Here is a 21,880-nt window from a genome sequence, read left to right as displayed (position 1 = left end):
GAGATAGAGGCTTTGTACCTTTCTGTCCTATCCTGCGGCCATGGGCGCATGGCATCGGATCAGGCACGCGGTGACCCCGCACTCCCACTCCCATCGGGACGTCGACACCTCGGCCGCCGGCCTGCGGGCATTGTGGATCTCGCTGGCCGTGCTCGGCGTCACGGCTCTTCTGCAGGCCGGCGTGGTCGCGATGTCCGGTTCGGTGGCGCTGCTCGGCGACACGCTGCACAACGTCGCCGACGCGTTGACGGCGGTGCCGTTGGGCATCGCGTTCGTCGTCGGCCGGCGGGCCGCGACCCGCTCGTACACCTACGGGTTCGGGCGGGCCGAGGACCTGGCCGGGATCGCCGTCGTCCTGGTGATCGCGGCGTCGGCCGTCGCCGCCGGGTGGATCGCGCTCCGCCGCCTGGTGGACCCGGTCGACCTCGACCACCTGCCGGCCGTGGCCGTCGCCGGGGTGCTCGGGTTCGTCGGCAACGAGGTGGTGGCCCGCTACCGCATCCGGGTCGGCCGGCGGATCGGGTCGGCGGCGCTGGTCGCCGACGGCCTGCACGCCCGCACCGACGGCTTCACCTCGCTCGCGGTCGTGGCCGCGGCTCTTGGTGCGTGGGCCGGGTGGCGCTGGGCCGACCCGGTCGTCGGGCTCGCGATCACGGCGGCGATCGTCGTGGTGCTGCGGTCGGCCGCCCGCGAGGTCTACCGGCGGTTGATGGACGCGGTGGACCCGGACCTCGTCGACCGGGCCGAGCGGACGCTGCGCGACATCCCGGGCGTGCGCGACGTCACCGCCGTGCGCATGCGGTGGATCGGCCACCGGTTGCACGCCGAGGCCGACGTGGTGGTCGACGCCGACCTCACCGTGGTGGCCGCCCACGAGGTCGCGGCCGACGCGGAGCACCAGTTGACCCACGCCGTGCCGCGCCTCGTCGCGGTCACCGTCCACACCGACCCGGTCGGCCACGCCGGCGCGCACCATCACGTCGAGCTCTCGCATGCGCGCCGGCCAAGGGTCGGTTAGAAGACGGCGTTGAGGCTGTTCCAGCCGGAGCCGATCATGATGCCGAGACCGTTGTTCAGCCAGTTGCCGTGGCCGTCGCTCGGGTAGAGGTACATGCCGCCGGCCGGGTTCACGCCGATCATGTCGACCTGGTTGTCGCCGTTGAGGTCGCCGGGCGACATGAACCTCGTGAAGACGTTCCAGCCGGTGCCGATCAGCACGCCGTAGCCGTTGACCCAGCCGCCCGCGCCGTTGCTCTGGTACAGCCGTAGCTGGCCGTTCGGGGTGCGCCCGATCAACGCCTGCAAGCCGTCGCCGAGCCAGGTGCCCGGCGTGACGACGGTGTCGAACATGTTCCAGCCGGTGCCGATCTTGATGCCGATACCGCCGTTCATCCAGCCGCCACTGCCGTCGCTGGTGTACAGGTACAGGTCGCCGCCCGCGGTGCGGCCGAGCAGGTTGGGTCGCCCGTTGTTGGTCCAGTTCGAGGTGACCATGATGTCCCGGAACACGTTCCACCCCCACCCGATGCGTTCGGCCGAGCCGGTGGTGAAGTTGCCCTCGCCGTCGCTCCGGTACTGCACCAGGTTGCCGTCGCCCAGCATCCCGAAGATCGACTCGGTGCCGTCCCCGTTCCAGTTCCTGACCCGGAACAGCTTCGCGAAACTGCCCCACCCGGTGCCGATCGACGTCACCAGCCCGCCGAACGCCTGCATCGACGGCAGGTTGACCAGGCCGGTGCCGTAGTAGAGCAGCAGCTGGCCGCCCGGGGTGCGCGCGATCAGGTCGCTGTGCCCGTCACCCGTCCAGTCGAGGTTGTTCGGGTCGGGCCGGGTCAGGTCGGCGGTGATCAGCGAGTTGAACAGGCTGAGCTGCGCGTACGCGCCGTACGAGGCGCCGCACGTGGTCGGTCCCCAACTCGTCACGCCCACCTGCTTCTTCACGCCGGCGACGGTGGCGACGATCGGACCGCCGGAGTCGCCGCCGCACGTGTCGATCCCGGACCCCGGGCTACCGGCGCACAGCATCGTGGCGGCGTCGAACCCGGCGCCCAGCCCGGTCGAACAGGTGGAGTCGGACCTGATCGGCGTCGTCGCCGCCCGCAGGATCCCGGAGTCGCTCTGGCCGCTGGCGGTGATGCCGTAGCCGACGATCTGGGCCGAGGTCCCGTCGACCTCACCGGACGTGCTGCCCTGCGCGACCATCGGGATCGGCGTGTACTGGGACGGCAGCGGCTTCTTCAGCGTGAGCACCGCGACGTCGTTGCGCGGCACGTTGCTGCTCGACCCGTACGACGGGTGCACCCACGTCGACGCCACCGCCGCGACGAACCCGCCGTTGGTGTCCGCGAGGTTGTTGCGACCGGCGATCACGTACGTCGTGCCGAGCGGCAGGTCGACGGTGCAGTGGCCGGCGGTGAGAATCTTGGTGCTGCTGAGGATCGTGCCGGTGCAGGTGGACTGCCACCCGTCGAGCCCGCCGTTGCCGTTGTCCTCCCAGAAGATGCTGCGGATGCCCACGATGTACGGGTGGTCGACGGCGCTCGCCGGCGCACCGCCGGTGATCGAGCCGCCGGCGACGGGCTCCTGGAATGCCGGGCCGCTCGGGCCGAGCGGGTACGACGTCTTGCCGATCGGCTCCGTTCGCGGCGGTCTCCTGTCCTTGGTCTGCGCTTCCTTCTTTCCGACCGTCCGGTCGGGCCCGTTCTCTTCGGCTCCGGCCGCCGAACCCGGCCCGAGGGCCGCCCCACCCATCACGATCAACGCGGCCAGCACTCTGGCCCCCCGCATGCCTGTCGTCACTGGGATCGATCCCTTCCGCTACCCGACGTCGAGACGTCATCCCCATATCGGCGGCAGGGCCCGACCGGTTTACAAGATTGCCGGGAACTCACCGGCCCCACGGAGCGACTTGTCACCGGGACGGGCTCCACAGCAATCGAGGAGATGTGATGCGTACACGGACCGGGGTGCGGGTTCTGCTCGCCGTCACCATCGGCGCGCTGTCGACCGTGGTGGCCGGCGTCGGCACGGCGTCGGCGCACGTCACCGTGAACCCGAAGGAGGCGACGCAGGGCGGCTACGCCAAGCTCGCGTTCCGGGTGCCGAACGAGAAGGACAACGCCTCGACCACCAAACTCGAGGTCGTGATCCCCACCGACAAGACGCCCATCGCGTCGGTGTCGACGCGCCCGGTGCCGGGCTGGACGGTGACGGTCGAGAAGACCAAACTGGCCACCCCGTTGAAGATGCACGACAGCGAGGTCACCGAGGTCGTCTCCAAGATCACCTGGACGGCGGCCGAGGGCAGCGCCGTCGCGCCCGGCACGTTCCAGGAGTTCGAGGTGTCGGCCGGGCCGCTGCCCGAGGTCGACCAGATCGTCTTCAAGGCCCTACAGACCTACTCCGACGGCGATGTGGTCCGCTGGATCGACGAGGGCGCCGAGGCCGACAAGCCGGCGCCGATCCTCAAGCTCACCAAGGCCGCGGCCGCCGCCCCCACCCCGGTAAACGTGGCCGCACAGACCCCAGCCGACGACGATGACTCCGGCCTCGGCCTGACGTTCGGCATCGCCGGACTGATCGCCGGTGTGGCGGCACTGGTGGTCGCCCTGCTGGCGTACCGCCGCCGCCCAGCCGCGTAGCCCGCCCCCCGATTCAGCGGATCTTGGACTCCTGACGGGCCTCTGGCACCGCACGGAGTCCAAGATCGCGCGCAGCTCAGGTGAACAGCGTCGACGGGGGTTTGGGTGACTCGCGGGCGTCGGCGTCGGTCACCGGGCGGGCGCCGGCCACGAAGCGGTCCAGGTCGGCGCCGCTCAGCAGGCTGGCCGGGAACTGGTCCCGGCCGGCCTCCTTCGCCAGGGCCGCGAGCGGGAGCGCCGGGCCGGCGACCGCCACCAGGTTGGCGAAGTAGCGGCCCTTGAGTACGCCGGGCTCGGCGATCAGACACGTTTCCGGAAACACCTTCCGCAGCGTCGCGATCTGGCTGCGGGTGTAGGCGAGGTCGTGGCCGTCGGCCAGGTTGACGGCGTACCAACCCGGTGGACGCAGGACGCGGGCGATCTGGGCGGCGGCCTCCACGGTGCCGAGGCTCGCGGGTACCCGGGCGGCGCTGTAGACGTCTGCGATCACCAGGTCGAAGCGGGCGTCGGCGGTGGCCTCGACCGCCGTGCGGGCGTCGGCCGCGCGGACGCGGACGTTCGCGCCGCGCGGTAGCGGCAGGACCCGCCGCACCAGGTCGGTGAGCGCGGCGTCCTTCTCCACGACACGCTGCGGGGAGCCCGGCCGGGTGGCGGCGACGTACCGCGGGAGGGTGAGGGCGCCGCCGCCGAGATGCAGGATGTCGACGGGCCGGCCGGCTGGCGCGGCCGCGTCGACCACGTCGGCGAGGCGACGCATGTAGCGGTAGCGCAGATTCCTCGGGTCCTCGGTGTCCACATAGGACTGTGGCAGCCCGTCGACCGACAGTGTCCAGCAGGTGGTCCGGTCGGGGTCGGGCGCGAGCGTCGCCTCGCCGGAGTCGACCGGTTCGGTGATATTGCGGCTACGCCTGGCCATGGGCCAACAGTATGCGAGAACCCTGAGAGATCTCGGGGTTGACATCCCGGCCGCAGCGGCCGCAATCTTGCTCCATTGTCCTAGTGTCGTAGAACAATAGGGGAGTGGGATTGATCGAGTTCCACCTGGACGGCCACTCGAAGGTCGCCACCTACATGCAGCTCGTGCAACAGGTCAAGCAGTCACTGCGTACCGGGATGCTCGGCGCCGGCGACCAGTTGCCGAAGGTGCGTGACGTCGCGGAGGCGTTGGCGATCAACCCCAACACGGTGTCGAAGGCCTACCGCCAACTGGAGATCGAAGGGCTCGTGGAGGGCCGGCCGGGCGTCGGCACGTTCGTGAAGCGGTCGCTCGCCGGGCCGTCGCTCGCGAACCAGGCGTCGCTGCGGCGCGGGCTGGAGGCGTGGCTGCGCAAGGCCCGCGGCGCCGGCCTCGACCGCGAGGACATCGTCGCCATCGTGGAGACGACGATGCGTGCCACGTTTCAACAACCGGAGAACGAACAACGGCAACACGACGCCGGACGGGAGATAGCGTGACCGGAAACGCAGTGGAGACGGCCGGCCTCGGCAGGCGGTACGGGAAGAACTGGGCGCTGCGCGACTGCACGTTGCAGTTGCCGGCCGGGCGCATCGCCGCGCTCGTCGGCCCGAACGGAGCAGGCAAGAGCACGCTGCTCCACCTGATGGTCGGGCTGCTGCAACCGTCGGCCGGCACGGTGACGGTCTTCGGTGACTCGCCGGCCGGAAGCCTCGCGCACGTCGGCTTCGTCGCGCAGGACACGCCGTTGTACCGCGACTTCTCCCCGACCGAGCTCATCGAGCTGGGTCGCCGCCTCAACCGCTCGTTCGACGTCGCCCTGGCTAAGGAGCGGCTCGCGCACCTCGGCATCGCGATGGACCGCGCGGTCGGCAAGATGTCCGGCGGCCAGCGGGCCCAGGTCGCCCTGACGCTCGCGTTCGCCAAGCGGCCGCGGCTGCTCCTGCTCGACGAACCGGTCGCGAGCCTCGACCCGTTGGCGCGTCGGGAGTTCCTGCAGTCGCTGATGGGCGGCGTCGCCGACGAGGGCACCACGGTGCTGCTGTCGTCGCACCTGCTCGGCGACCTGGAACGGGTCTGCGACTACCTGATCGTGCTCAACCACAGCCAGGTGCAGGTGGTCGGCGGCGTCGACGAGCTGATCGCCGACCACCGGGTGCTGATCGGCCCGGCCGACATCGAGGCGCACGGTCTCACCGTGGTGCAGGAGCGCCGCACCAACCGGCAGGCGACGCTGCTGGTGCGCGGCTACGACCCGAACGTCACCCCGATCGATCCACAGTGGACGGTCCACGACGTGAACCTGGAGGACCTCGTGCTGGCGTACCTCGCCAACGAAGGAGCATTCTCGGGACCGGTGGGGGTGCGGCCGTGATCTGGTTGGTCTGGCGGCAGCACCGCAAGCAGTTGCTGGCCGGCGTCATCGGCCTGGCGGTGCTGGCCCTCGTTCTGGTCCCCACCGGCCGCTCGTCGCACAAGGCCAGCGCCGCCTACTCGAAGTGCCTCGACACGTTGGGGAACGCCGACTTCATCCCGATGGAGAAGGCGGAAACCTGCGAGAAGCTCGCCAACACCCTCAACGACAAGTACGAGTCCTGGGCGTTCGCCGGGATCCTGTTGCTGGTGCTACCACTGCTGATCGGCCTGTTCTGGGGCGCGCCACTGGTGGCCCGCGAGGTCGAGCAGGGCACCCACCGTCTCGTGTGGACACAGGGCATCACCCGTCGGCGGTGGGCGGTCACCAAGTTCGGGCTGATCACCGTGACGGTGGTGGCGCTGAGCGCCGTCTACACGTTGCTCGTCAACTGGTGGATGGAGCCGCTCAACAACACGGTCTCGGAGCGGTTCGGCTACATCTTCTTCGACCAGCAGGGCGTGGTGCCGATCGCGTACACGCTGTTCGCCGTCGCGATCGGGGTCTTCGCGGGCACGGTGCTGCCGAAGATGCTGTCGGCGATGACGACGACGCTCGTGGTGTTCCTGCTCGTGCGGATCGTGGTCGCGGTCCTCGTCCGGCCCAACATCCAGGGCGAGGAGACGAAGACCGCGCTCGTCGCCAGCACCGAGCGCATCGTGCCGAACCCGGGAGGGGGTAGCTGGATCACGACGACCGGCATGCACCGGGCCGACGGGACCCTGGCGCAGTCCGGCGGCATCGGATACTGCACTGCCGCCCCCGGCAGCCGGGGCGGCGGCCCGTGCGGCGACATGGGTGAGGGCGCCTACAACCAGTGGACGTACCAGCCCGGCGACCGGTTCTGGCCGTTCCAGTGGGTGGAGCTCGGCATCTTCGTGGTGCTGTCGGTCGCTCTGCTGTACGCCGCGCTACGCCGGGTGCGCCACCGTCTCTCCTAGGTTGCGGCGCAGCCAGTAGAGCGCCGTGCGCCGCGTCTCCTCGTCGGTGGCCGGGTCGAGGACGCTGAGCGCGAACTGGCCGAGGTCGTCGACGATGCGCTCGACGTGGTAGTAGTCCAGGGTCGGCCGGTGCACCTCGTACCGGCCGTAACCCTTGTGGAACAACGCTTTGCGGTGCTCCGTGACGGGTTGTTCGCCCCACGGGCCGGCCAGCAGGAACATGAGGTCGCGTTCGCGCGGGGCGAGCACCGGCGCATCCCAGTCCACAATGGACAGTGAACCGTCGGCTCCCGCCAGCACGTTGCCGGTGTGGATGTCGGCGTGACACAGCACGCGTTCGGTGCCACCGGCCGCGGCTCTCAACTCCTCCGCGCGTTCGAGCAAAGATCTTATGAGACGGTCGTGAGCGCGCCACAGTTCGCTGAGTTCATCGTCGGCAGCGACCCGTTCGTCGAGCGAACGAAGAAGGCCGATCGACGGTGGGTCGAACGTCTCCGCCGGTACGTCGGGCGGCGCGCCGGCCGCGTGGACGGCGGCCAGAATGCGGCCGTACGCCTCGTACTGCTCGTCGCTGAACCCGGTGGCCCAGCAGTCGGTGCCGTCGACGAACGGGTACAGCAGCACCTGGGTTCCGCCGTCGGTGGTGAATGGCGCGCCGATCGGCGCCACCACGGCGGCGATCCCGTTCCGGTGCAGATACTGGGGAACGGCGACCGACGTCGGCACCGACCGCAGCTTCACGAAGTAGCGCCCGCCGTCGCCGGCCGTGAGTTCGTAGGTGCTCGCGTTCGGGTCGAGGCCGCCGGTGCGCCGGCGCACGCCCGTCGCCTCGATTCCCCACCCTTGCGACACGAGGTCGCCCAGATCCTCAAGCAGTATGTTGGTCAAGATACTGGAGGAGTTCGTGGGCGGCCAGTTCGATGTCCTTGTGCCGCCACTCCGACGCCCGGTACACACAGGCGATCAGCCCGGTGCGGTGGATGCGCCGCAGGTCGCCGTACACGAACGCGTACCGCGCCTTGGTCTCGTCGTTGGCACCGTCGGTGAGGCCGAGGTGCCACTCCGCGTACTCGTCCCACGAGTGGTTCTTCAGGAACGCGTTCTGGGCCTCGGCGTCGGGTTGCACGTCGCCCCAGTCGCTGTTCAGAACGTACTGCCTGGCGTCGATCAGACGCCGGGCCTTGGCCACGGCCGCGTCGTTCAACAGATACTTCGCCATTCTGCCCGGTTACCCACCCGGTGCGGGCGGGTAACCGGGCAGCGCCGGTTACAGCCGGACGATGGTGACGTCGTCCACGGCGGCTTCGACCAGGCTGGCCGTGCCGGCGTCGGCGGCTTCCACCACCACGCGCACGGTCTGGCCCGCGAACGCGGAAATGTCCACACTGGACGATGTCCAGGCGGCGGACCGGTTCGAGGCCGCGCCGGTGACCGTCAGCACGGTGGTCGACGTCGACCCGACCACCCGCACGCGGACGAAGTCGGCGCTCGACGCGTTGTTCAGGTGCGCCAGGTAGTACTGGAACGACAGCCGCAGCGTCGCACCGGCCGGCAGCGCGATGGTGGGGCTCTGCACGGTCGTCGTTCCGCCGTCGAGGTCGTTCGCACCGGCTGACGCGCCGGCCGCGGCGCCCGTCACGAGCGCGTTCACGCCGCTCACCGTCGCGTCGAGTTGCGTGGTGGTGGTGCCCGACGAGGTGCCGCCCGGGTTGCCGCGTTCCCACATGCCCGTCGTGGCGGTGTCGGTGGACGCGGGGTTCACGGTCCAGCCGGTGGCCGTCTCGAACGTGTCGCTGTAGATGGTCGTGCCGGTCGGCGGTACCTCGCTCAGCGTCCACACGGCGTGGGCGATCGCGTCGGCGTTGCGGTCGAGCGCGGTGTCATTGATGTTCGACGAGGTGTCGCACGACCGGTGGTAGCAGACGTCGAACGCCTGCCCCGCCGTGCCGCCCCAGCGCGACGCCTGCGAACTGGACTTGATGCCCTCGGCACCGGTGAACGTGCCACCGGCGGGGATGCCGACCGCGATGAACGGGCCGTAGTCCGAGCGCCCGTCGAAGTCGGTGTCGTCCATGGTGACGCCGAGCGCCGTGAACTTGGCCCGGATCACCTGCTCGATCTGGGTCGACCCGGCCGGTCCCGGTCCCGCGCCGGTGCCGGCCGAGTTGTCGCCGTCGTAGACGAAGTAGCCCGGGTTCGGTGAGCCGACCATGTCGAAGTTCAGGTAGCCCTTGATCTTCGTCCGTTCGGCGGCGGGCAGGTTGTTGACGTAGAACTGCGACCCGCGCAGCCCCAGTTCCTCTGCGCCCCACCACGCGAACCGCAGGTGCTTGCCGGGCGCGAATCCGGTGGCGGCGACCGCCTGCGCCACCGCGAGGATCGAGGCCGACCCCGACCCGTTGTCGTTGATGCCCGGCCCGGCCGTGACGCTGTCGAGGTGCGCACCGGTCATCAGGACCTGGTTCGGGTCACCGCCGGGCCAGTCGGCGATGAGGTTGTAGCCGGTGGCCCCGCTCGTCGTGAAGCTCTGCACGACGGTGCTGAAGCCCGCGGCGTCCAATATGCCCTTGATGTAGTTGACCGACGCGAGGTAACCGGGCCTACCGTGCGCGCGGTTGCCGCCGTTGGCGGTGGCGATGCTCTGCAACTGGGTGAGGTGTGCCTTGACGCTGGCGAGCGAGATGTCCGGTGGCGCGGCGTTTGCCGGCGATGCGGCGACAAGGGTCGTTGTGACGACCGCTAAACCGACTGCGACTGTGGCTCTGGCAAGATTCATGGAGCCTCCTCGATGGACGCGGTGCGCGTACCGTAACCGCGCACGCACCCGCTGAGGAAGCTGTCGAACAGGTCATCCCATCGATATGCGCAAAGTGCTGGTGACCTCGAGCCACGCCGACTCCGGCCCGCGCACCAGTCGCAGCGCCACGTGCTCGCAGCCGGGGCAGCGGGCCACCAGCCCCGGCGCGTTCGGGCCGCCGTAGACCCGCAGTTCGGCCACCACGTTCACCTGCCGGCAGTTCGCGCACGGCGCCGTCGCGGTGCTCAGGTCGACCGCGAAGATCTCGGCGAGCCCGCCCAGCATGTCGTTGCCGTCGAGGTGGTCGCTCATCATCCGAACCTTTCGGTCTTTACCCGGCGGGGATCGTGGCCGAGTGCCACCAGCATGTCGGCCACCGTTTCGACGAAGCCCGTCGGCCCGCAGACGAAGCACATCGGCTGCAGGTCGGCCGGCCAGCCGTGCGAGTTGACGTCGGCGAGCGTGATGCGTTTCCGCTCCGGTTCCCGGGTGAAAACATAGGAGACATCGAGGCCGCGGTCGTCGCGGGCGCGCGTGCGCAGCTCGTCACCGAAGATCAGTTCGCTCTTCGATCGTGCGGAGTAGATCAGGCGGAACGGCGCCCGGCTGCCCGCCGCGGCGCGGGCCCGGATCATCGCCATCAGCGGCACGACGCCGGAGCCGCCCGCCACCAGCAGCACCGGTTCCGGCTGCGTCGGCCGCCAGACGAACCAGCCGCCGACCGGTCCGCGCACCTCCACCGGGTCGCCCACCGCGTAGGTCTTCGTGAGGTAGTCGCTGACCTCGCCGTCGTCGACGTGCTGCACGGTGAGTTCGAGGCGGTCGCCGTTCGCCGGCGCGGCGAGCGAGTAGCTCCGCTGCGCGCGGTAGCCGTCGGGCGCGGTGAGCCGGACGTCGACATGCTGGCCCGCGACGTGGCCGGGCCAGTCGGGGACGTCGAGCACGAGGGTCCGTGCCGTTGCGGTCTCATCGTGGACGGACGTCAGCGTGCCCACTCGCCATGACGTTCTCAATCGCCCTGGTACCTCTGCTCGCGCCACGGGTCGCCGTACTCGTGGTAGCCGACGCTCTCCCAGAACCCGGGTTCGTCCTCGAACGCCAGCCGGAGGCCCCGGATCCACTTCGCCGACTTCCAGAAGTACAGATGCGGGACGAGCAGCCGGACCGGCCCGCCGTGCTCGGGGGTGAGCGGCTCGCCCTCGAACTCCCAGGTGATCCAGGAGCGGTTGTCGAGCAGGTCGTCGAGCGGCAGGTTCGTGGTGTAGCCGCCGTACGAGTAGGCCAGCGCGTAGTCGGCGGCCGTGTCGATGTCTTCGAAGAACGTGTCGAGAGGCACGCCGCGCCAGGTGGTGCCGAGTTTCGACCACTTGGTGACGCAGTGGATGTCGGTGGTGATCTCTTCGCTGGTGAGGCTCATGAGATCGGACCATGACCAGCGGTGCGCCTGCCCGGCCTCGGTGGTGATGGTGAACTCCCACTGTGCGGTGGTGACCCGCTGCGTCGGGCCCGCCGACAGCACCGGGAAGTCGTGCGTCAGGTACTGGCCCGGTGGCAGCCTGTCGTCGGCCGACCGGCGGCGACCCGAGAACCCGGGCGAAACGATGCTCACGTCACTGTTCTTATCACGCCCCTTGACCTCAACCATTGTTGAGCTTGGAGGCTGTAGTCCGGCGAAAATGTCGGTGGCTGCTGATAGGACGTTCGCATGAGCATGGAGATGGCCGCGTGGAATTCGCTCTACAGTGCGATGACCGCGCAACAGGACAGGCGCCCGTTCTCGCGGGCCACGCTGCGGCGCATCGCGGCGTTCGCCCGGCCGCACAAGCGGTACCTGGCGCTGTTTCTCCTGCTCAGCATCGTCGGTGCGCTGCTCGCGGTGGCCACGCCGGTGCTCGCCGGCCGGGTGGTCGACGAGATCGTCAGTGGTGCGTCCAGCGACACGGTGGTGCTCCTCGCGGCGGTGATCGCGGTCATCGCGGTGGCCGAGGCCGCCGGCAGCGTGGCCAACCGGTGGCTGTCGGCGAGCATCGGTGAGGGGCTGATTCTCGACCTGCGCACCACCGTCTTCGATCACGTCCAGCGCATGCCGGTGGCATTTTTCACGCGGACGCGCACCGGCGCGCTGGTCAGCCGGCTCAACAACGACGTCATCGGTGCACAGCGTGCGTTCAGCGACACGCTGAGCGGCGTGGTCGGCAACCTGGTCATGCTCGCCCTCACGCTCGCGGTGATGCTGCGCATCTCGTGGCAGATCACGGTGCTCGCGCTGGTGCTGCTGCCGGTGTTCGTGCTGCCGGCGCGGCGCATCGGGTCCCGGCTGGCCGGGCTCGAGCGCGAGGCGGCCGACCACAACGCCGCGATGGGCACCCAGATGACCGAGCGGTTCTCCGCGCCCGGCGCCACGCTCGTCAAGTTGTACGGGCGGCCGGCGCAGGAGTCGGCCGAGTTCGCGGCGCGGGCCCGCCGAGTGCGCGACATCGGGGTGCGCACCGCGATGGTCCAGTGGATCTTCATCACGGCACTGACGCTCGTGTCGGCGCTCGCGCTGGCGCTCGTCTACGGGCTGGGCGGCTGGTTCGCGCTGCAGAACCGGCTCGACGCCGGCTCCGTGGTGGCGCTGGCGCTGCTGCTCACCCGCCTGTACGCACCGCTCACCGCGCTGGCCAGTGCGCGCGTCGAGGTGATGAGTGCGCTGGTCAGCTTCGAGCGGGTGTTCGAGATCCTCGACCTCAAGCCGCTCATCGAGGAGAAGCCCACGGCCGGGCCGGTGCCCGACGAGCCGGTGTCGGTCGAGTTCGACGACGTCTCGTTCAGCTACCCGGCCGCCGACAAGGTGTCGCTGGCCTCGCTGGAGGAGGTGGCCGTCCTCGACGCCCGGGGCGGCAGCCCGGTGCTGCACGACGTGTCGTTCACCGTCGAGCCGGGGCAGTTGGTGGCGCTGGTGGGCTCGTCCGGTGCCGGCAAGTCGACGATCGCCTCGCTGGTGCCGCGTCTCTACGACGCAGAGGCGGGCGCGATCCGCCTGGCCGGGGTCGACGTACGCGACCTCACCGGCGACTCGATCCGGGCCACGCTGGGCATGGTCACCCAGGACGGCCACCTGTTCCACGAGTCCGTGCGGTACAACCTGCTGTTCGCCAACCCCACCGCCTCCGAAACCGACCTGTGGGACGCGCTACGCCGATCCCGGCTCGACACCCTGATCAAGTCCCTCCCCGACGGCCTCGACACGGTGGTCGGCGAACGCGGCTACCGCCTCTCCGGCGGCGAACGCCAACGCCTCACGATCGCCCGCCTGCTCCTGGCCCGCCCGAAGGTCGTCATCCTCGACGAGGCCACCGCCCACCTCGACTCGACGTCCGAGGCGGCCGTGCAGGCCGCCCTGGGCGAAGCCCTCGCCGGTCGCACCGCCCTGGTGATCGCCCACCGCCTCTCCACCGTCCGCGCCGCCGACCAGATCCTGGTCATCGAGAACGGTCGCATCGCAGAACGCGGAACCCACGCCGACCTGCTCGCCGCCGGTGGTCGGTACGAAGAGCTCTACCGCACCCAGTTCGAACAACCCCTCCCGGTATAACCGCGCACGCCCCGGTGGGCCGTGCGCAGGGCTCAGGCCGCGGATACGGCGGTGAACACGGCCGCCACCCGGGCTCGTAGGTCTCCGGGGCTGGGCGGGTCATCCGTTCCGCGGATCAGGTCGTCCGCCACCACGCCGTCGAGCAGTGCTACCAGGAGACGGGCCTTTCGCGCGTCGCCGATCGTGGTGGTGGCTTCGGCGACGAAGTCGCCGGCCAGGCGGGCGGCTTCGTCGCCAAGATCGCGCCTTGCCTCGGCATCCAGCATCAGCACGAGCCTGGCCCGCGTGCGTACCCGGCCCGGCCCCAGCCACCTGCCCAGCACCGCGACAGCCTGGTCGAGCACATCGCCCGCCGGGGCCGGAGCCGTGTCGGCGCGGTCCAGGTCCGCTATTCGGTTCAAGGCCGCCGCCAGCAGTGACCTGCGCGTCCGGTGGTGATAGCTGCACGTGCCCTGCGGCAGCCCCGCCCGTGCGTCGACCGCGCGGTGGGTCAGCGACCGCAAGCCGTCGCGGCCGAGGACATCGATCGCGGCGTCGGCGATCAGCACCTTGCGATCCGCGTCACCAATGCTCATTCGATCATGCTACAGGTGTAGCGTTCCGGCCAAGAAGGAGGGCAGAGGCATGCATGCGGTGATCGTCGGAGGAGGGATCGGTGGGCTGGCTGCGGCGATCGGCTTCGGTCGGGCGGGGTGGCGGGTCACCGTCTACGAGCGTCAACCGCAGTTGACCGCGGCCGGCGCCGGCATTTTGCTGTGGCCCAACGCGGTTCACGCTCTCGGCGCGCTCGGGCTCGGCGAGGAGATCCGGAAGAACAGCGTCCCGGGTGACGGCGGCGTGCGGCGTAGCGATGGGACCTGGCTTTCGCGGATCCGTGCCGCGGATATCGAGGAACGGCTCGGCGTCCCCGCGATGACGATCCACCGGGCCACCCTGCACCGCGCGCTCGAGAACGCGCTCGACCCGCAGACCGAGGTGCACACCGGCACCGAGGTCACAACGATCCCCGACGAGGGCGATCTGATCGTCGTCGCCGATGGCATCAACAGCGTTCTGCGCAGGGAACTCGCCCCGCAGGTCGCCGTGCGCGACAGCGGGCAGGTCGCCTGGCGGGCGATCGTGCCCGTCGACACCGTCGGGCAGCCGGGTGGGGAGACGCTCGGCCGGGGGTGGCGGTTCGGCACGGCGCCGGTCGGCCACGGCCAGACCTACTGGTACGCCGCCGGGCCGGGCCCGCTGCGAACCACCCCGAGCGAAGATCAACTAGAAGAGCTGACGAAGCGTTTCCAGAACTGGCACGACCCGATCTCCGCCCTGATCGCCGCCACGCGACCCGGGCAACTCCTGCACCACCAGCTTGCCGACCTCGACCCCGTGCCGCCGATGGCCTACGGGAACCGCATCGCCCTGCTCGGCGACGCCGCCCACGCGATGACCCCGAACCTCGGGCAGGGCGCGGCGCAGGCCCTGGAAGACGCGGTCACCCTGGTCGCGGAGGCCGGCGCACAGGACGGGCTCGCCCGATACGACGCCGCGCGGCGGCCGCGCGCGGCACGCTACGTCCGCAACTCGCGGCGCGCCGGGGTCGTGCTCAATGCGAGGGGACGCGTGACCAGCACGCTGCGCGACGCCATTCTCCGCGCGACGCCTCACCGGGTGGCGCTGGCGAACGCCGTGAAGACCGCCGACTGGCGTCCGCCGACGTTACCGGTGGCGGAGCGCCCATAGTGCCGCCTCGGTGCGCGAGGTCGACCGGGTCTTGCGCAGCAGGTTCGACACGTGCACCGTCACCGTGCGGATCGAGATGCCGAGCGAGCGCGCCACCTGCTTGTTCGACATGCCTTCGGCCAGGCACGACAGCACCTCGAGTTCGCGGGCGGTCAGCTCGGGCAGCTCGGCGGTGACCGTCTCGGCGGCGGCCCCACCGGCGGCCAGCCACTCCAGCAGCCGGTACGGGTTGCCGTCGCTGTGCCGCATCCCGGCCGCCACCACCTCCGGCGCCACCGCCCGACCGACCCGGTCGGCCAGCACCGTGGCCACCTCGTCGGGGCCGAGCGGGCCGAGGTGTTGCCGTACGGCGCCGGGCGTGCCGGCCAGCCGCGCGATGGTGCGGGCGACCATGTCGGGGGAGACCGCCGCGTCCGGCGGCTGGCTGGTCACCACGAGCAGGGCGGGCAGATCGGGGACGACGGCCAGCTCGCCGATCAGGTTGAGGCTCGCCGGGTCGAGGGCGTGCAGGTCCTCCACGACGAGCACGCCCGGCCCGGATCCGACCAGGGCCCGCACCACCGTGACGGCGAGTCGCAGCAGGGCACCGGGCGCGTACCGCTCCCGTGGCGCGTCGGGGTGCTGGGCCAACCAGGCCAGCGCGTCGTCCGGAACCGGCAGGTCACCGGTCTCGCGTCCGGTGAGAACGGCGGCGAGCCAGTCGTACGGTGCCGGCGTGTGCACCCGGGCGGTGCCGCTGAGCACCACCGAGGGCGCCGGGGCGAACGCGTCGAGGGCGGCCGCGACCAGGGCACTCTTGCCCACCCCGGTGGCACCGGTGATCATCACGGTGCGCGGGCCGCGGTGACCGCGGCCGTTCACCCGGGTGCCGTCGGACGACCATGCGTCGACGAACTCGCCCAACTGGGCGGCCCGCCCAACCATGGTTCCCGGCCTCATGCGTTCACGATACGTAGTAGTTCGTAGAGACAACTCGGCCCGCCGTTTGGCAAGGTGTTGCCCATGGGCGTCACTCTGCACGCGGCCGCGGTCACCGACCTTGGGCTGGTCCGTTCGAACAACGAGGACTCTTTTCACGTCGGGCCACGCGTGATCGCGATCGCCGACGGCATGGGAGGCCTGCCGGCGGGTGAACTCGCCAGCGACGTTGTGGTGAAGGCGCTGGCCAAACTCGATCGCAAGCCGGCCGACGTCGACCCCCTCGAGGCCCTCACCGAGGCGGTCAAGGAGGGCAACAACAAGGTCGCCGAGATGGTCGACGACCACCCCGAGCGGGAGGGCATGGGCACCACGGTCACCGCGCTCATGCTCGTCGCCGACAAGCTCGGCCTGGTGCACGTCGGTGACTCACGGTGCTACCTGCTGCACGACAACACCCTCGAACAGGTGACCCGCGACGACACGTTGGTGCAGTCGCTGGTCGACCGCGGCGCGCTCACGCCGCTGCAGGCCCGGTCGCACCCGCAGCGGTCGCTGGTGACCCAGGCGGTGCAGGGCCGGCCGATGACGATCTCCGGCGGCACGCTCGACGCCCGCGACGGCGACCGGTTCATGCTGTGCAGCGACGGCCTCAGCGACGTCGTCACCGACGAGGCGATCGCGCTCGCGATGGCGTCGTACCCCGAGCCGCAGGAGTGCGCCGAACAGCTGGTGAAGCTCGCGGTGCAGGCCGGCGGGCCCGACAACATCACGGTTATCGTCGCCGATGTGACAGCCGGTCCGCGGGAACGGCCGCCGGGGCGCTAGCGTTGCGGGCATGGGTCTGTCCTCACGCCTGAAAATCCGCATGCGCCGGTTCCTCCAGCGGCCGGGTCACACCGTCGACCTGACGCCGTTGGAGAAGCACCTGCCGAAGATCGACGCGCTCGAGGACGAGCTCCAGGAGCTCACCGACGAGGAGCTCACGGAGCGGGCCGGCGAGGCCGACGGCTACGTGGAGATCTGCGCGATCGGCCGGGAGGCGTCGCGGCGCGCGCTCGACCAGCGGCCGTACGACGTCCAGCTGATCGGCGCGATGGCGATGCTCGACGGCCGGGTCGCCGAGATGGCCACCGGTGAGGGCAAGACCCTGGCGGCGACGATCGCCGCGTACGGGCACGTGCGGGCCGGTCACGGCCCGGTGCACGTGATCACCGTCAACGACTACCTGGCCCGTCGTGACGCCCAGTGGATGGAGCCGGTCTACACGCTGCTCGGCCTCACCGTCGGGTGGGTGAACGAGAGCTCGTCCCACGACGAGCGCAAGGCGGCCTACGACTGCGACGTCACCTACGTGTCGGTCAGCGAGGGCGGTTTCGACTTCCTGCGCGACCAGCTGGTCACCGACATCGACGAGCGGGTGCAGCGTCCGCTGGCCACCGCGATCGTCGACGAGGCCGACTCGATCCTCATCGACGAGGCCCGGGTGCCGATGGTGCTCGCCGGCGGCGTGGCGCAGGCCCGGAACACCCGGCACGCTGCCGCCGCGAAGCTCGTCCAGATGCTGCGGCCCGGTCGCGATTACGAGATCGCCGACGACAACCGCAGCGTCGCGCTCACCGACACGGGCCTGGCCCGCATCGAGAAGAAGCTGGGCGGCGTCGACCTCTACGACGGCGCCAACGCCGAGCAGCTGTCCCTGATCAACGTGTCGCTGCACGCCAACGTGCTGCTCAAGCGCGATGTCGACTACATCGTCCGGGGCGACAAGGTCGAACTCGTCGACGAGATGCGCGGCCGGGTGGCGCAGCGCCGCCGCTGGCCCGACGGCCTGCAGGCGGCGGTCGAGGCCAAGGAGGGCATCACCGCCACCGCCGAGGGCGAGATCCTGAACACGATCACGGTGCAGGCGTACGTGGCGCTCTACAGCGTCGTGTGCGGCATGACGGCCACCGCGGTGATCGTCGGCGACCAGCTGCGCGAGTTCTTCAAGCTCGAAGTGGCCATGATCCCGCCGAACACGCCGTGCATCCGCGACGACGAGGCCGACCGCATCTACGCGGCACAGGCCGAGCGCGACGAGGCGCTCGTCGCCGAGATCAAGGCCTGCAACGACGTCGGCCGGCCGGTGCTGGTCGGCACGCTCGACGTGAAGCAGTCCGAGGAGCTCGCCGAGCTGCTGCGGGCGCAGGGCATCACGGCGAGCGTCCTCAACGCGAAGAACGACGACGAGGAAGCCGCGATCATCGCCGAGGCCGGCGCGCTCCACGCGGTCACCGTCTCGACCCAGATGGCCGGCCGCGGTGTCGACATCCGGCTCGGTGGCAGCAAGCAGGTCGACTACGACGCGGTCGCCGAACTGGGCGGCCTGCTCGTGCTCGGTGCCGGGCGGCACGACAGCCGCCGGGTCGACAACCAGCTCCGCGGGCGGTCCGGCCGGCAGGGCGACCCGGGCGGCTCGGTGTTCTTCGTGAGCCTCGAAGACGACCTGATCGTGCGGCACGCACCCGAGGCGATCCCGCCGATGCCGAAGATGAGCATGGAGGGCCTGGTCGAAGACGATCAGGTCGACTTCGCGGTCGAGCACGCGCAGCGGGTCGCGGAGGGCGTGGCCCACGAGATCCACCGCAACACCTGGCGCTACAGCGTGGTGATCGAGGAGCAGCGGCAGCAGATCGCCGACCTGCGCGAGCGGCTGCTGAGCACCGAAGACGCCGCCGACCTGCTGATGGACCAGTGCGTCAAGGCCGACGACATCGATCGCGACGTCCTCGTGCAGGCCGGCCGGTCGATCGCGCTGTACCACCTCGACCGGTCCTGGACCGACCATCTGGCCGAGCTCGCCGACGTCCGCGAGGGCGTGCATCTGCGTGCGCTGGGCCGCCTCGACCCGCTCGACGAGTTCCACCGGGCCGCGGTGCCGCTCTTCAACGACCTGATCCCGGCCGTCGAGCAGAAGACGATCGAGACGTTCGAAGAGGCCGAGATCGACGAGGCCGGCTGGCACCCGGAGGAGTCCGAAATGGTCCGGCCGAGCGCCACGTGGACGTACCTGGTGCACGAGAACCCGTTCGGCTCCGAGCTCGACCGCCTCATCGCGGCCGTGGGCCGGCGCTTGAGTTCTTCACGCTAGGTAGCGATTGTTAGGCTCCCGGTCGAACATCTATACCGATTTGCGACCACTTCACGCCGTGCCGGAGATTTCAGTGGCGTTAACTGGACTACATCGTGTAATTCTTGTTGTGTGATACACCACAGCTCAGTCACGGGGGTCGCGCCATGATCGGGGCGGTTGATGATCTGGTGATCGAAGCACTGTTCGTTTCGTACCTTCAGCCGTCCCAGACGCCGACGGCTGATCTGATCGAGGCCGCGGTCACCCAGACGCTGCTGCGGCTCGGCAGCGACGGATGCGCCGCCGCCGTCGCCACCGAGTTCGGTGACCACCCGGAGATCGCCGTGCTGCGCATGTGCTGGGTCCGCCGCACGCTGGCCGCGATCGCCGCGCTGCCGGAAGTAACGGCCGTGCGCCAGTAGCTTGACCCGCGCTCCGCCAGGTTAGGCCGTCAAGGCCTAACCTCCGTTTTCCAACACCGCCGACATCTCGTCGGCGGGCAACGGCATCGACAGGTGCCAGCCCTGCAGCACGTCACAGTTCATCGCCTTGAGCTGCGCGAGCTGGTCGGGCGTCTCGACGCCCTCGGCGGTCACCGCCAGGTCGAGCACGTGGGCCAGCTCTATCAGCGTCTTCACGATGTGCGTGTCGACCGGCCGGCCCAGGCCGTCGGTGAACTGGCGGGCCAGCTTCAGCCCGGCCACCGGCAACGTCCGCAGGTAGGCCAGGTTCGAGTAGCCGGTGCCGAAGTCGTCGATCGCGATCCGGATCCCGGCCGCCGCGAGCTCCCGCAGCGCCTCCACCGGTTCGCCGCCACCGGAGAGCATCGCGCTCTCGGTGAGCTCCAACTGCAGCAACGTCGCCGGCAGGCCGCTCTCGTCGAGAATCGAGAGGACGTCGCCGACCAGCGCCGGGTCGTACGTCTGCGCGGTGGCCACGTTGACGCTGACGTAGAACGACCGCTCCGGGAACCGCCGCCACCACTTCGCGCCCTGCCGGCACGCCTCGCGCAGCACCCAGGTGCCGATCGCGCTGATGATGCCGGTCTCCTCGGCCAGGTCGATGAACTCGTCGGGCGAGAGCGTGCCGCGCTCCGGGTGGTCCCAGCGCAGCAGTGCCTCGACCCCGCAGGCCCGGCCGGTCGCCGTCGACACCAGCGGCTGGTAGAGCAGGCTGAACTCGCCCCGTTGCACCGCGTCGGGCAGCTTCTCCACCAACGCGTACCGCGCCACCTGCGCCTCGTTCAGTTTGGCGTCGTAGCAGGCCCAGCGGCTGCGGCCGGCGGCCTTCGCCCGGTACAGCGTCAGGTCGGCGGCCTTGAGGATCTCGGCCGGCCCGCTCGACCCCACCGACTGCACCACGATGCCGATGCTCGCCGAGACGCGCATGCCGTGCGGCCCGGAGCGGACCGGCAGGTCGAGGCTGTACAGCACCTGGTCGGCGAGCGCGGTCAACTCGTCGAGGGTGGCCTTCTCGGCGAGGATCACGAACTCGTCGCCGCCCATGCGGGCCACCTGGTAGCCCCGGTTCGACACCGTGCGCTCCAACCGGCGCGACACCGCCACCAGCAGCTTGTCGCCCACGTCGTGGCCGAGGCTGTCGTTGATGCGCTTGAAGCCGTCGAGGTCGAGGTAGCAGAGGCCGACCTGCGCGTCCAGGTCCGGGTTCGCGAACGCCTCGGCGAGCCGCTCGGCGAAGTGGGTGCGGTTGGGCAGCCCGGTGAGCGGGTCGTGCAGCGCCTGGTGGCGCAGCCGCTCCTCCAACTCGTGCCGGTCGGTGACGTCCTCGATCATCGCGACGGTGTTGGTGGGGTTGCCGTCGGTGCCGCGCAGCAGCGTGATCGTCAGGTCGGTCCAGACGACCGTGCCGTCCTTGCGGAAGTAGGCCTTCTCCATGCGGAGGTGGTCGCGGTCGCCGCGCACGAGGTCGGCGTACAGGTCGCGGTCGCTCTGCAGGTCGGCCGGGTGCAGGAAGTCGGGCGTTTCGAGCCGGTACAGCTCCTCGAGCGGGTAGCCGAGCAGCCGGGCCAGCGCGATGTTGGCCTGGATGATGCGCCCTTCCAGGTCGGTGAGGACGATGCCCATCGCGGCACCCTCGAACAGCGCCCGGAACCGCGACTCGCTGGTCCACAACTGGTGCTCGACCTGGGCGTGCGCCGCGGTGATCGCGTGCGCCAGGTGCTCCTGTTCGCGCAGCGTACGGCGGCGCAGCGCGGCCGCGTAGCCACCGGCGAGGCCGGCGTGCAGGTCGGCGATCCGGCTGGCCCGGCGTTCCACGGAGCCGAGCCGCGGCGGGTTGCGCAGCACCGACAGCGACGCGGTGAGCACGCCGGGATCGGTGAGACCGGCCTCGGCGAGCGCGGCACCGATCCGGGTCGCGGCCGCCGGATCGAACGGGTCGTCGTGCACGGCCCGCACGAACGCCGCGGCCAGGTCGCGGAGCAGCGCGTAGAGGCCGTCGGGACCCATCGGCGCGAAACCGATGCGGCGGACCGCCTTCAGCCACCGCTGGGCGAACTTCGCGACGGCCGGATCGAGCTGGTCGGCCGGTGCCCCGTTCACCGGCTTCGCCGCCGGCACCGCGCCGTCGATCGCCACGGCCTCGGCCGGCTTGCGTCGCTGTGCCTTCGTCACGTTGTCGGTTCGCCCCACCCGGCTAGACCTTGCGACCTACGCCGGCGTAGCCGGCGAGCCGTTCCGGATGTGGATCGGGCTCGTCGGCGTGCTCGGGACGCCATTGGCCGACGAAGACCAGGCCCGGCTCGGCCAGCTCGAACGACCCGAAGTACGCGGCG

General features: G+C 70.3%; 22 protein-coding genes. 10 read left to right on the top strand and 12 right to left on the bottom strand.

Translation table 11 applies throughout. The features are described from left to right. Positions 1 to 40: 40 nt before the first annotated feature. Positions 41 to 1,018, top strand: coding sequence for a cation diffusion facilitator family transporter (locus Vau01_RS51835; RefSeq protein ID WP_204008818.1), 978 nt, complete (start codon positions 41 to 43; stop codon positions 1,016 to 1,018). Here Vau01_RS51835 and Vau01_RS51830 read toward each other — a convergent pair. Further along, entirely contained in the window at positions 1,015 to 2,787 is a 1,773-nt protein-coding gene (locus tag Vau01_RS51830) for a trypsin-like serine protease (protein WP_204008817.1), read from the bottom strand. The two genes, Vau01_RS51835 and Vau01_RS51830, sit on opposite strands and share 4 nt — an antisense overlap. 161 nt (positions 2,788 to 2,948) lie before the next feature. Between Vau01_RS51830 and Vau01_RS51825 the strand changes: the two genes are divergently transcribed. Next, positions 2,949 to 3,641, top strand: a complete 693-nt coding sequence (locus Vau01_RS51825; protein ID WP_204008815.1) for a YcnI family copper-binding membrane protein — start codon at positions 2,949 to 2,951, stop codon at positions 3,639 to 3,641. Between the two features lie 76 nt (positions 3,642 to 3,717). Here the strand turns inward: Vau01_RS51825 and Vau01_RS51820 are convergent, their stop codons facing one another. Beyond that, on the bottom strand, positions 3,718 to 4,557 hold the full coding sequence (locus Vau01_RS51820) for a spermidine synthase (protein WP_204008813.1): 840 nt from the start codon (positions 4,555 to 4,557) through the stop codon (positions 3,718 to 3,720). 110 nt (positions 4,558 to 4,667) lie between these two features. Here Vau01_RS51820 and Vau01_RS51815 point away from each other — a divergent pair, with 110 nt between their 5' ends. Genes Vau01_RS51815 through Vau01_RS51805 form a run of 3 tightly spaced genes read left to right on the top strand, consistent with a single transcriptional unit; the run spans position 4,668 to position 6,951 of the window. After that, entirely contained in the window at positions 4,668 to 5,096 is a 429-nt protein-coding gene (locus Vau01_RS51815) for a GntR family transcriptional regulator (protein ID WP_204008907.1), read from the top strand. After that, on the top strand, positions 5,093 to 5,971 hold the full coding sequence (locus Vau01_RS51810; RefSeq protein ID WP_204008812.1) for an ABC transporter ATP-binding protein: 879 nt from the start codon (positions 5,093 to 5,095) through the stop codon (positions 5,969 to 5,971). The genes Vau01_RS51815 and Vau01_RS51810 overlap by 4 nt, the downstream gene beginning before the upstream one ends. Further along, positions 5,968 to 6,951, top strand: coding sequence for an ABC transporter permease (locus tag Vau01_RS51805; protein WP_204008810.1), 984 nt, complete (start codon positions 5,968 to 5,970; stop codon positions 6,949 to 6,951). Before Vau01_RS51810 ends, Vau01_RS51805 begins: the two co-directional genes overlap by 4 nt. On the opposite strand, the gene Vau01_RS51800 is transcribed toward Vau01_RS51805, so the two are convergent. The 6 genes from Vau01_RS51800 to Vau01_RS64080 form a co-directional block, all read right to left on the bottom strand. After that, entirely contained in the window at positions 6,922 to 7,839 is a 918-nt protein-coding gene (locus Vau01_RS51800; RefSeq protein WP_204008808.1) for a phosphotransferase enzyme family protein, read from the bottom strand. The genes Vau01_RS51805 and Vau01_RS51800 overlap by 30 nt on opposite strands. Further along, positions 7,820 to 8,170 (bottom strand): hypothetical protein, encoded by a 351-nt coding sequence (locus tag Vau01_RS51795; RefSeq protein WP_204008806.1) that lies wholly within the window; start codon positions 8,168 to 8,170, stop codon positions 7,820 to 7,822. Before Vau01_RS51795 ends, Vau01_RS51800 begins: the two co-directional genes overlap by 20 nt. Positions 8,171 to 8,218: 48 nt before the next feature. Further along, positions 8,219 to 9,727 carry a M28 family peptidase gene (locus tag Vau01_RS51790; protein WP_204008805.1) on the bottom strand — a complete coding sequence of 503 codons (1,509 nt, stop codon included), beginning with the start codon at positions 9,725 to 9,727 and terminating at the stop codon, positions 8,219 to 8,221. Positions 9,728 to 9,799: 72 nt separating this feature from the next. Then, entirely contained in the window at positions 9,800 to 10,060 is a 261-nt protein-coding gene (locus tag Vau01_RS51785) for a DUF6510 family protein (protein WP_204008803.1), read from the bottom strand. Then, positions 10,060 to 10,788, bottom strand: coding sequence for a ferredoxin reductase (locus Vau01_RS64085; protein WP_373320445.1), 729 nt, complete (start codon positions 10,786 to 10,788; stop codon positions 10,060 to 10,062). Before Vau01_RS64085 ends, Vau01_RS51785 begins: the two co-directional genes overlap by 1 nt. Next, complete coding sequence (locus Vau01_RS64080) at positions 10,758 to 11,357, bottom strand: sulfite oxidase-like oxidoreductase (RefSeq protein ID WP_239152660.1); 600 nt, start codon at positions 11,355 to 11,357, stop codon at positions 10,758 to 10,760. Before Vau01_RS64080 ends, Vau01_RS64085 begins: the two co-directional genes overlap by 31 nt. Before the next feature lie 96 nt (positions 11,358 to 11,453). Between Vau01_RS64080 and Vau01_RS51775 the strand changes: the two genes are divergently transcribed. After that, positions 11,454 to 13,325 carry an ABC transporter ATP-binding protein gene (locus Vau01_RS51775; protein ID WP_204008799.1) on the top strand — a complete coding sequence of 624 codons (1,872 nt, stop codon included), beginning with the start codon at positions 11,454 to 11,456 and terminating at the stop codon, positions 13,323 to 13,325. 32 nt (positions 13,326 to 13,357) lie between these two features. Here Vau01_RS51775 and Vau01_RS51770 read toward each other — a convergent pair whose 3' ends face one another. Next, positions 13,358 to 13,900 (bottom strand): TetR/AcrR family transcriptional regulator, encoded by a 543-nt coding sequence (locus tag Vau01_RS51770; protein ID WP_204008797.1) that lies wholly within the window; start codon positions 13,898 to 13,900, stop codon positions 13,358 to 13,360. A 49-nt stretch (positions 13,901 to 13,949) separates the two neighbouring features. Here Vau01_RS51770 and Vau01_RS51765 point away from each other — a divergent pair, with 49 nt between their 5' ends. Then, positions 13,950 to 15,053: an FAD-dependent monooxygenase gene (locus Vau01_RS51765; protein ID WP_204008795.1), complete on the top strand. Its 1,104-nt coding sequence runs from the start codon at positions 13,950 to 13,952 to the stop codon at positions 15,051 to 15,053. On the opposite strand, the gene Vau01_RS51760 is transcribed toward Vau01_RS51765, so the two are convergent. Then, the gene (locus Vau01_RS51760) at positions 15,030 to 15,992 is read right to left on the bottom strand and encodes a helix-turn-helix transcriptional regulator (RefSeq protein ID WP_204008794.1); all 963 of its coding nucleotides are present in this window, start codon (positions 15,990 to 15,992) and stop codon (positions 15,030 to 15,032) included. The genes Vau01_RS51765 and Vau01_RS51760 overlap by 24 nt on opposite strands. A 63-nt stretch (positions 15,993 to 16,055) precedes the next feature. On the opposite strand from Vau01_RS51760, the gene Vau01_RS51755 reads away from it, so the two are divergent. The 3 genes from Vau01_RS51755 to Vau01_RS51745 all read left to right on the top strand — a co-directional run bounded on the left by Vau01_RS51755 (position 16,056) and on the right by Vau01_RS51745 (position 19,508). Beyond that, entirely contained in the window at positions 16,056 to 16,799 is a 744-nt protein-coding gene (locus tag Vau01_RS51755) for a PP2C family protein-serine/threonine phosphatase (protein WP_204008793.1), read from the top strand. Between the two features lie 10 nt (positions 16,800 to 16,809). Continuing rightward, on the top strand, positions 16,810 to 19,104 hold the full coding sequence (secA2, locus tag Vau01_RS51750; protein ID WP_204008792.1) for an accessory Sec system translocase SecA2: 2,295 nt from the start codon (positions 16,810 to 16,812) through the stop codon (positions 19,102 to 19,104). 146 nt (positions 19,105 to 19,250) lie between these two features. Then, a complete protein-coding gene (locus tag Vau01_RS51745) occupies positions 19,251 to 19,508 on the top strand; it encodes a hypothetical protein (RefSeq protein ID WP_204008791.1) in 258 nt (85 codons plus the stop codon). A gap of 36 nt (positions 19,509 to 19,544) precedes the next feature. Here the strand turns inward: Vau01_RS51745 and Vau01_RS51740 are convergent, their stop codons facing one another. Together Vau01_RS51740 and Vau01_RS65485 are read right to left on the bottom strand one after the other, a co-directional pair. Further along, positions 19,545 to 21,737 carry a putative bifunctional diguanylate cyclase/phosphodiesterase gene (locus Vau01_RS51740; RefSeq protein WP_373320444.1) on the bottom strand — a complete coding sequence of 731 codons (2,193 nt, stop codon included), beginning with the start codon at positions 21,735 to 21,737 and terminating at the stop codon, positions 19,545 to 19,547. Positions 21,738 to 21,741: 4 nt separating this feature from the next. Continuing rightward, positions 21,742 to 21,880 (bottom strand): SAM-dependent methyltransferase (locus Vau01_RS65485; protein WP_204008903.1); only part of this gene is annotated, 139 nt, incomplete at its 5' end.

The sequence above is a fragment of the Virgisporangium aurantiacum genome (genome assembly GCF_016863635.1).
Classification (GTDB): domain Bacteria; phylum Actinomycetota; class Actinomycetes; order Mycobacteriales; family Micromonosporaceae; genus Virgisporangium; species Virgisporangium aurantiacum.
This window is presented reverse-complemented; position numbering and strand designations above follow the sequence as displayed.

Excerpts from the sequence above, each read along its gene's own strand:
- Vau01_RS51825 (WP_204008815.1), top strand. The coding sequence starts at position 2,949 with ATGCGTACACGGACCGGGGTGCGGGTTCTGCTCGCCGTCACCATCGGC.
- Vau01_RS51775 (WP_204008799.1), top strand. The coding sequence starts at position 11,454 with ATGAGCATGGAGATGGCCGCGTGGAATTCGCTCTACAGTGCGATGACC.
- Vau01_RS51820 (WP_204008813.1), bottom strand. The coding sequence starts at position 4,557 with ATGGCCAGGCGTAGCCGCAATATCACCGAACCGGTCGACTCCGGCGAG.
- secA2 (WP_204008792.1), top strand. The coding sequence starts at position 16,810 with ATGGGTCTGTCCTCACGCCTGAAAATCCGCATGCGCCGGTTCCTCCAG.
- Vau01_RS51785 (WP_204008803.1), bottom strand. The coding sequence starts at position 10,060 with ATGAGCGACCACCTCGACGGCAACGACATGCTGGGCGGGCTCGCCGAG.
- Vau01_RS51835 (WP_204008818.1), top strand. The coding sequence starts at position 41 with ATGGGCGCATGGCATCGGATCAGGCACGCGGTGACCCCGCACTCCCAC.
- Vau01_RS51795 (WP_204008806.1), bottom strand. The coding sequence starts at position 8,170 with ATGGCGAAGTATCTGTTGAACGACGCGGCCGTGGCCAAGGCCCGGCGT.
- Vau01_RS51755 (WP_204008793.1), top strand. The coding sequence starts at position 16,056 with ATGGGCGTCACTCTGCACGCGGCCGCGGTCACCGACCTTGGGCTGGTC.
- Vau01_RS51770 (WP_204008797.1), bottom strand. The coding sequence starts at position 13,900 with ATGAGCATTGGTGACGCGGATCGCAAGGTGCTGATCGCCGACGCCGCG.
- Vau01_RS51760 (WP_204008794.1), bottom strand. The coding sequence starts at position 15,992 with ATGAGGCCGGGAACCATGGTTGGGCGGGCCGCCCAGTTGGGCGAGTTC.
- Vau01_RS51790 (WP_204008805.1), bottom strand. The coding sequence starts at position 9,727 with ATGAATCTTGCCAGAGCCACAGTCGCAGTCGGTTTAGCGGTCGTCACA.
- Vau01_RS51745 (WP_204008791.1), top strand. The coding sequence starts at position 19,251 with ATGATCGGGGCGGTTGATGATCTGGTGATCGAAGCACTGTTCGTTTCG.
- Vau01_RS51830 (WP_204008817.1), bottom strand. The coding sequence starts at position 2,787 with ATGCGGGGGGCCAGAGTGCTGGCCGCGTTGATCGTGATGGGTGGGGCG.
- Vau01_RS51765 (WP_204008795.1), top strand. The coding sequence starts at position 13,950 with ATGCATGCGGTGATCGTCGGAGGAGGGATCGGTGGGCTGGCTGCGGCG.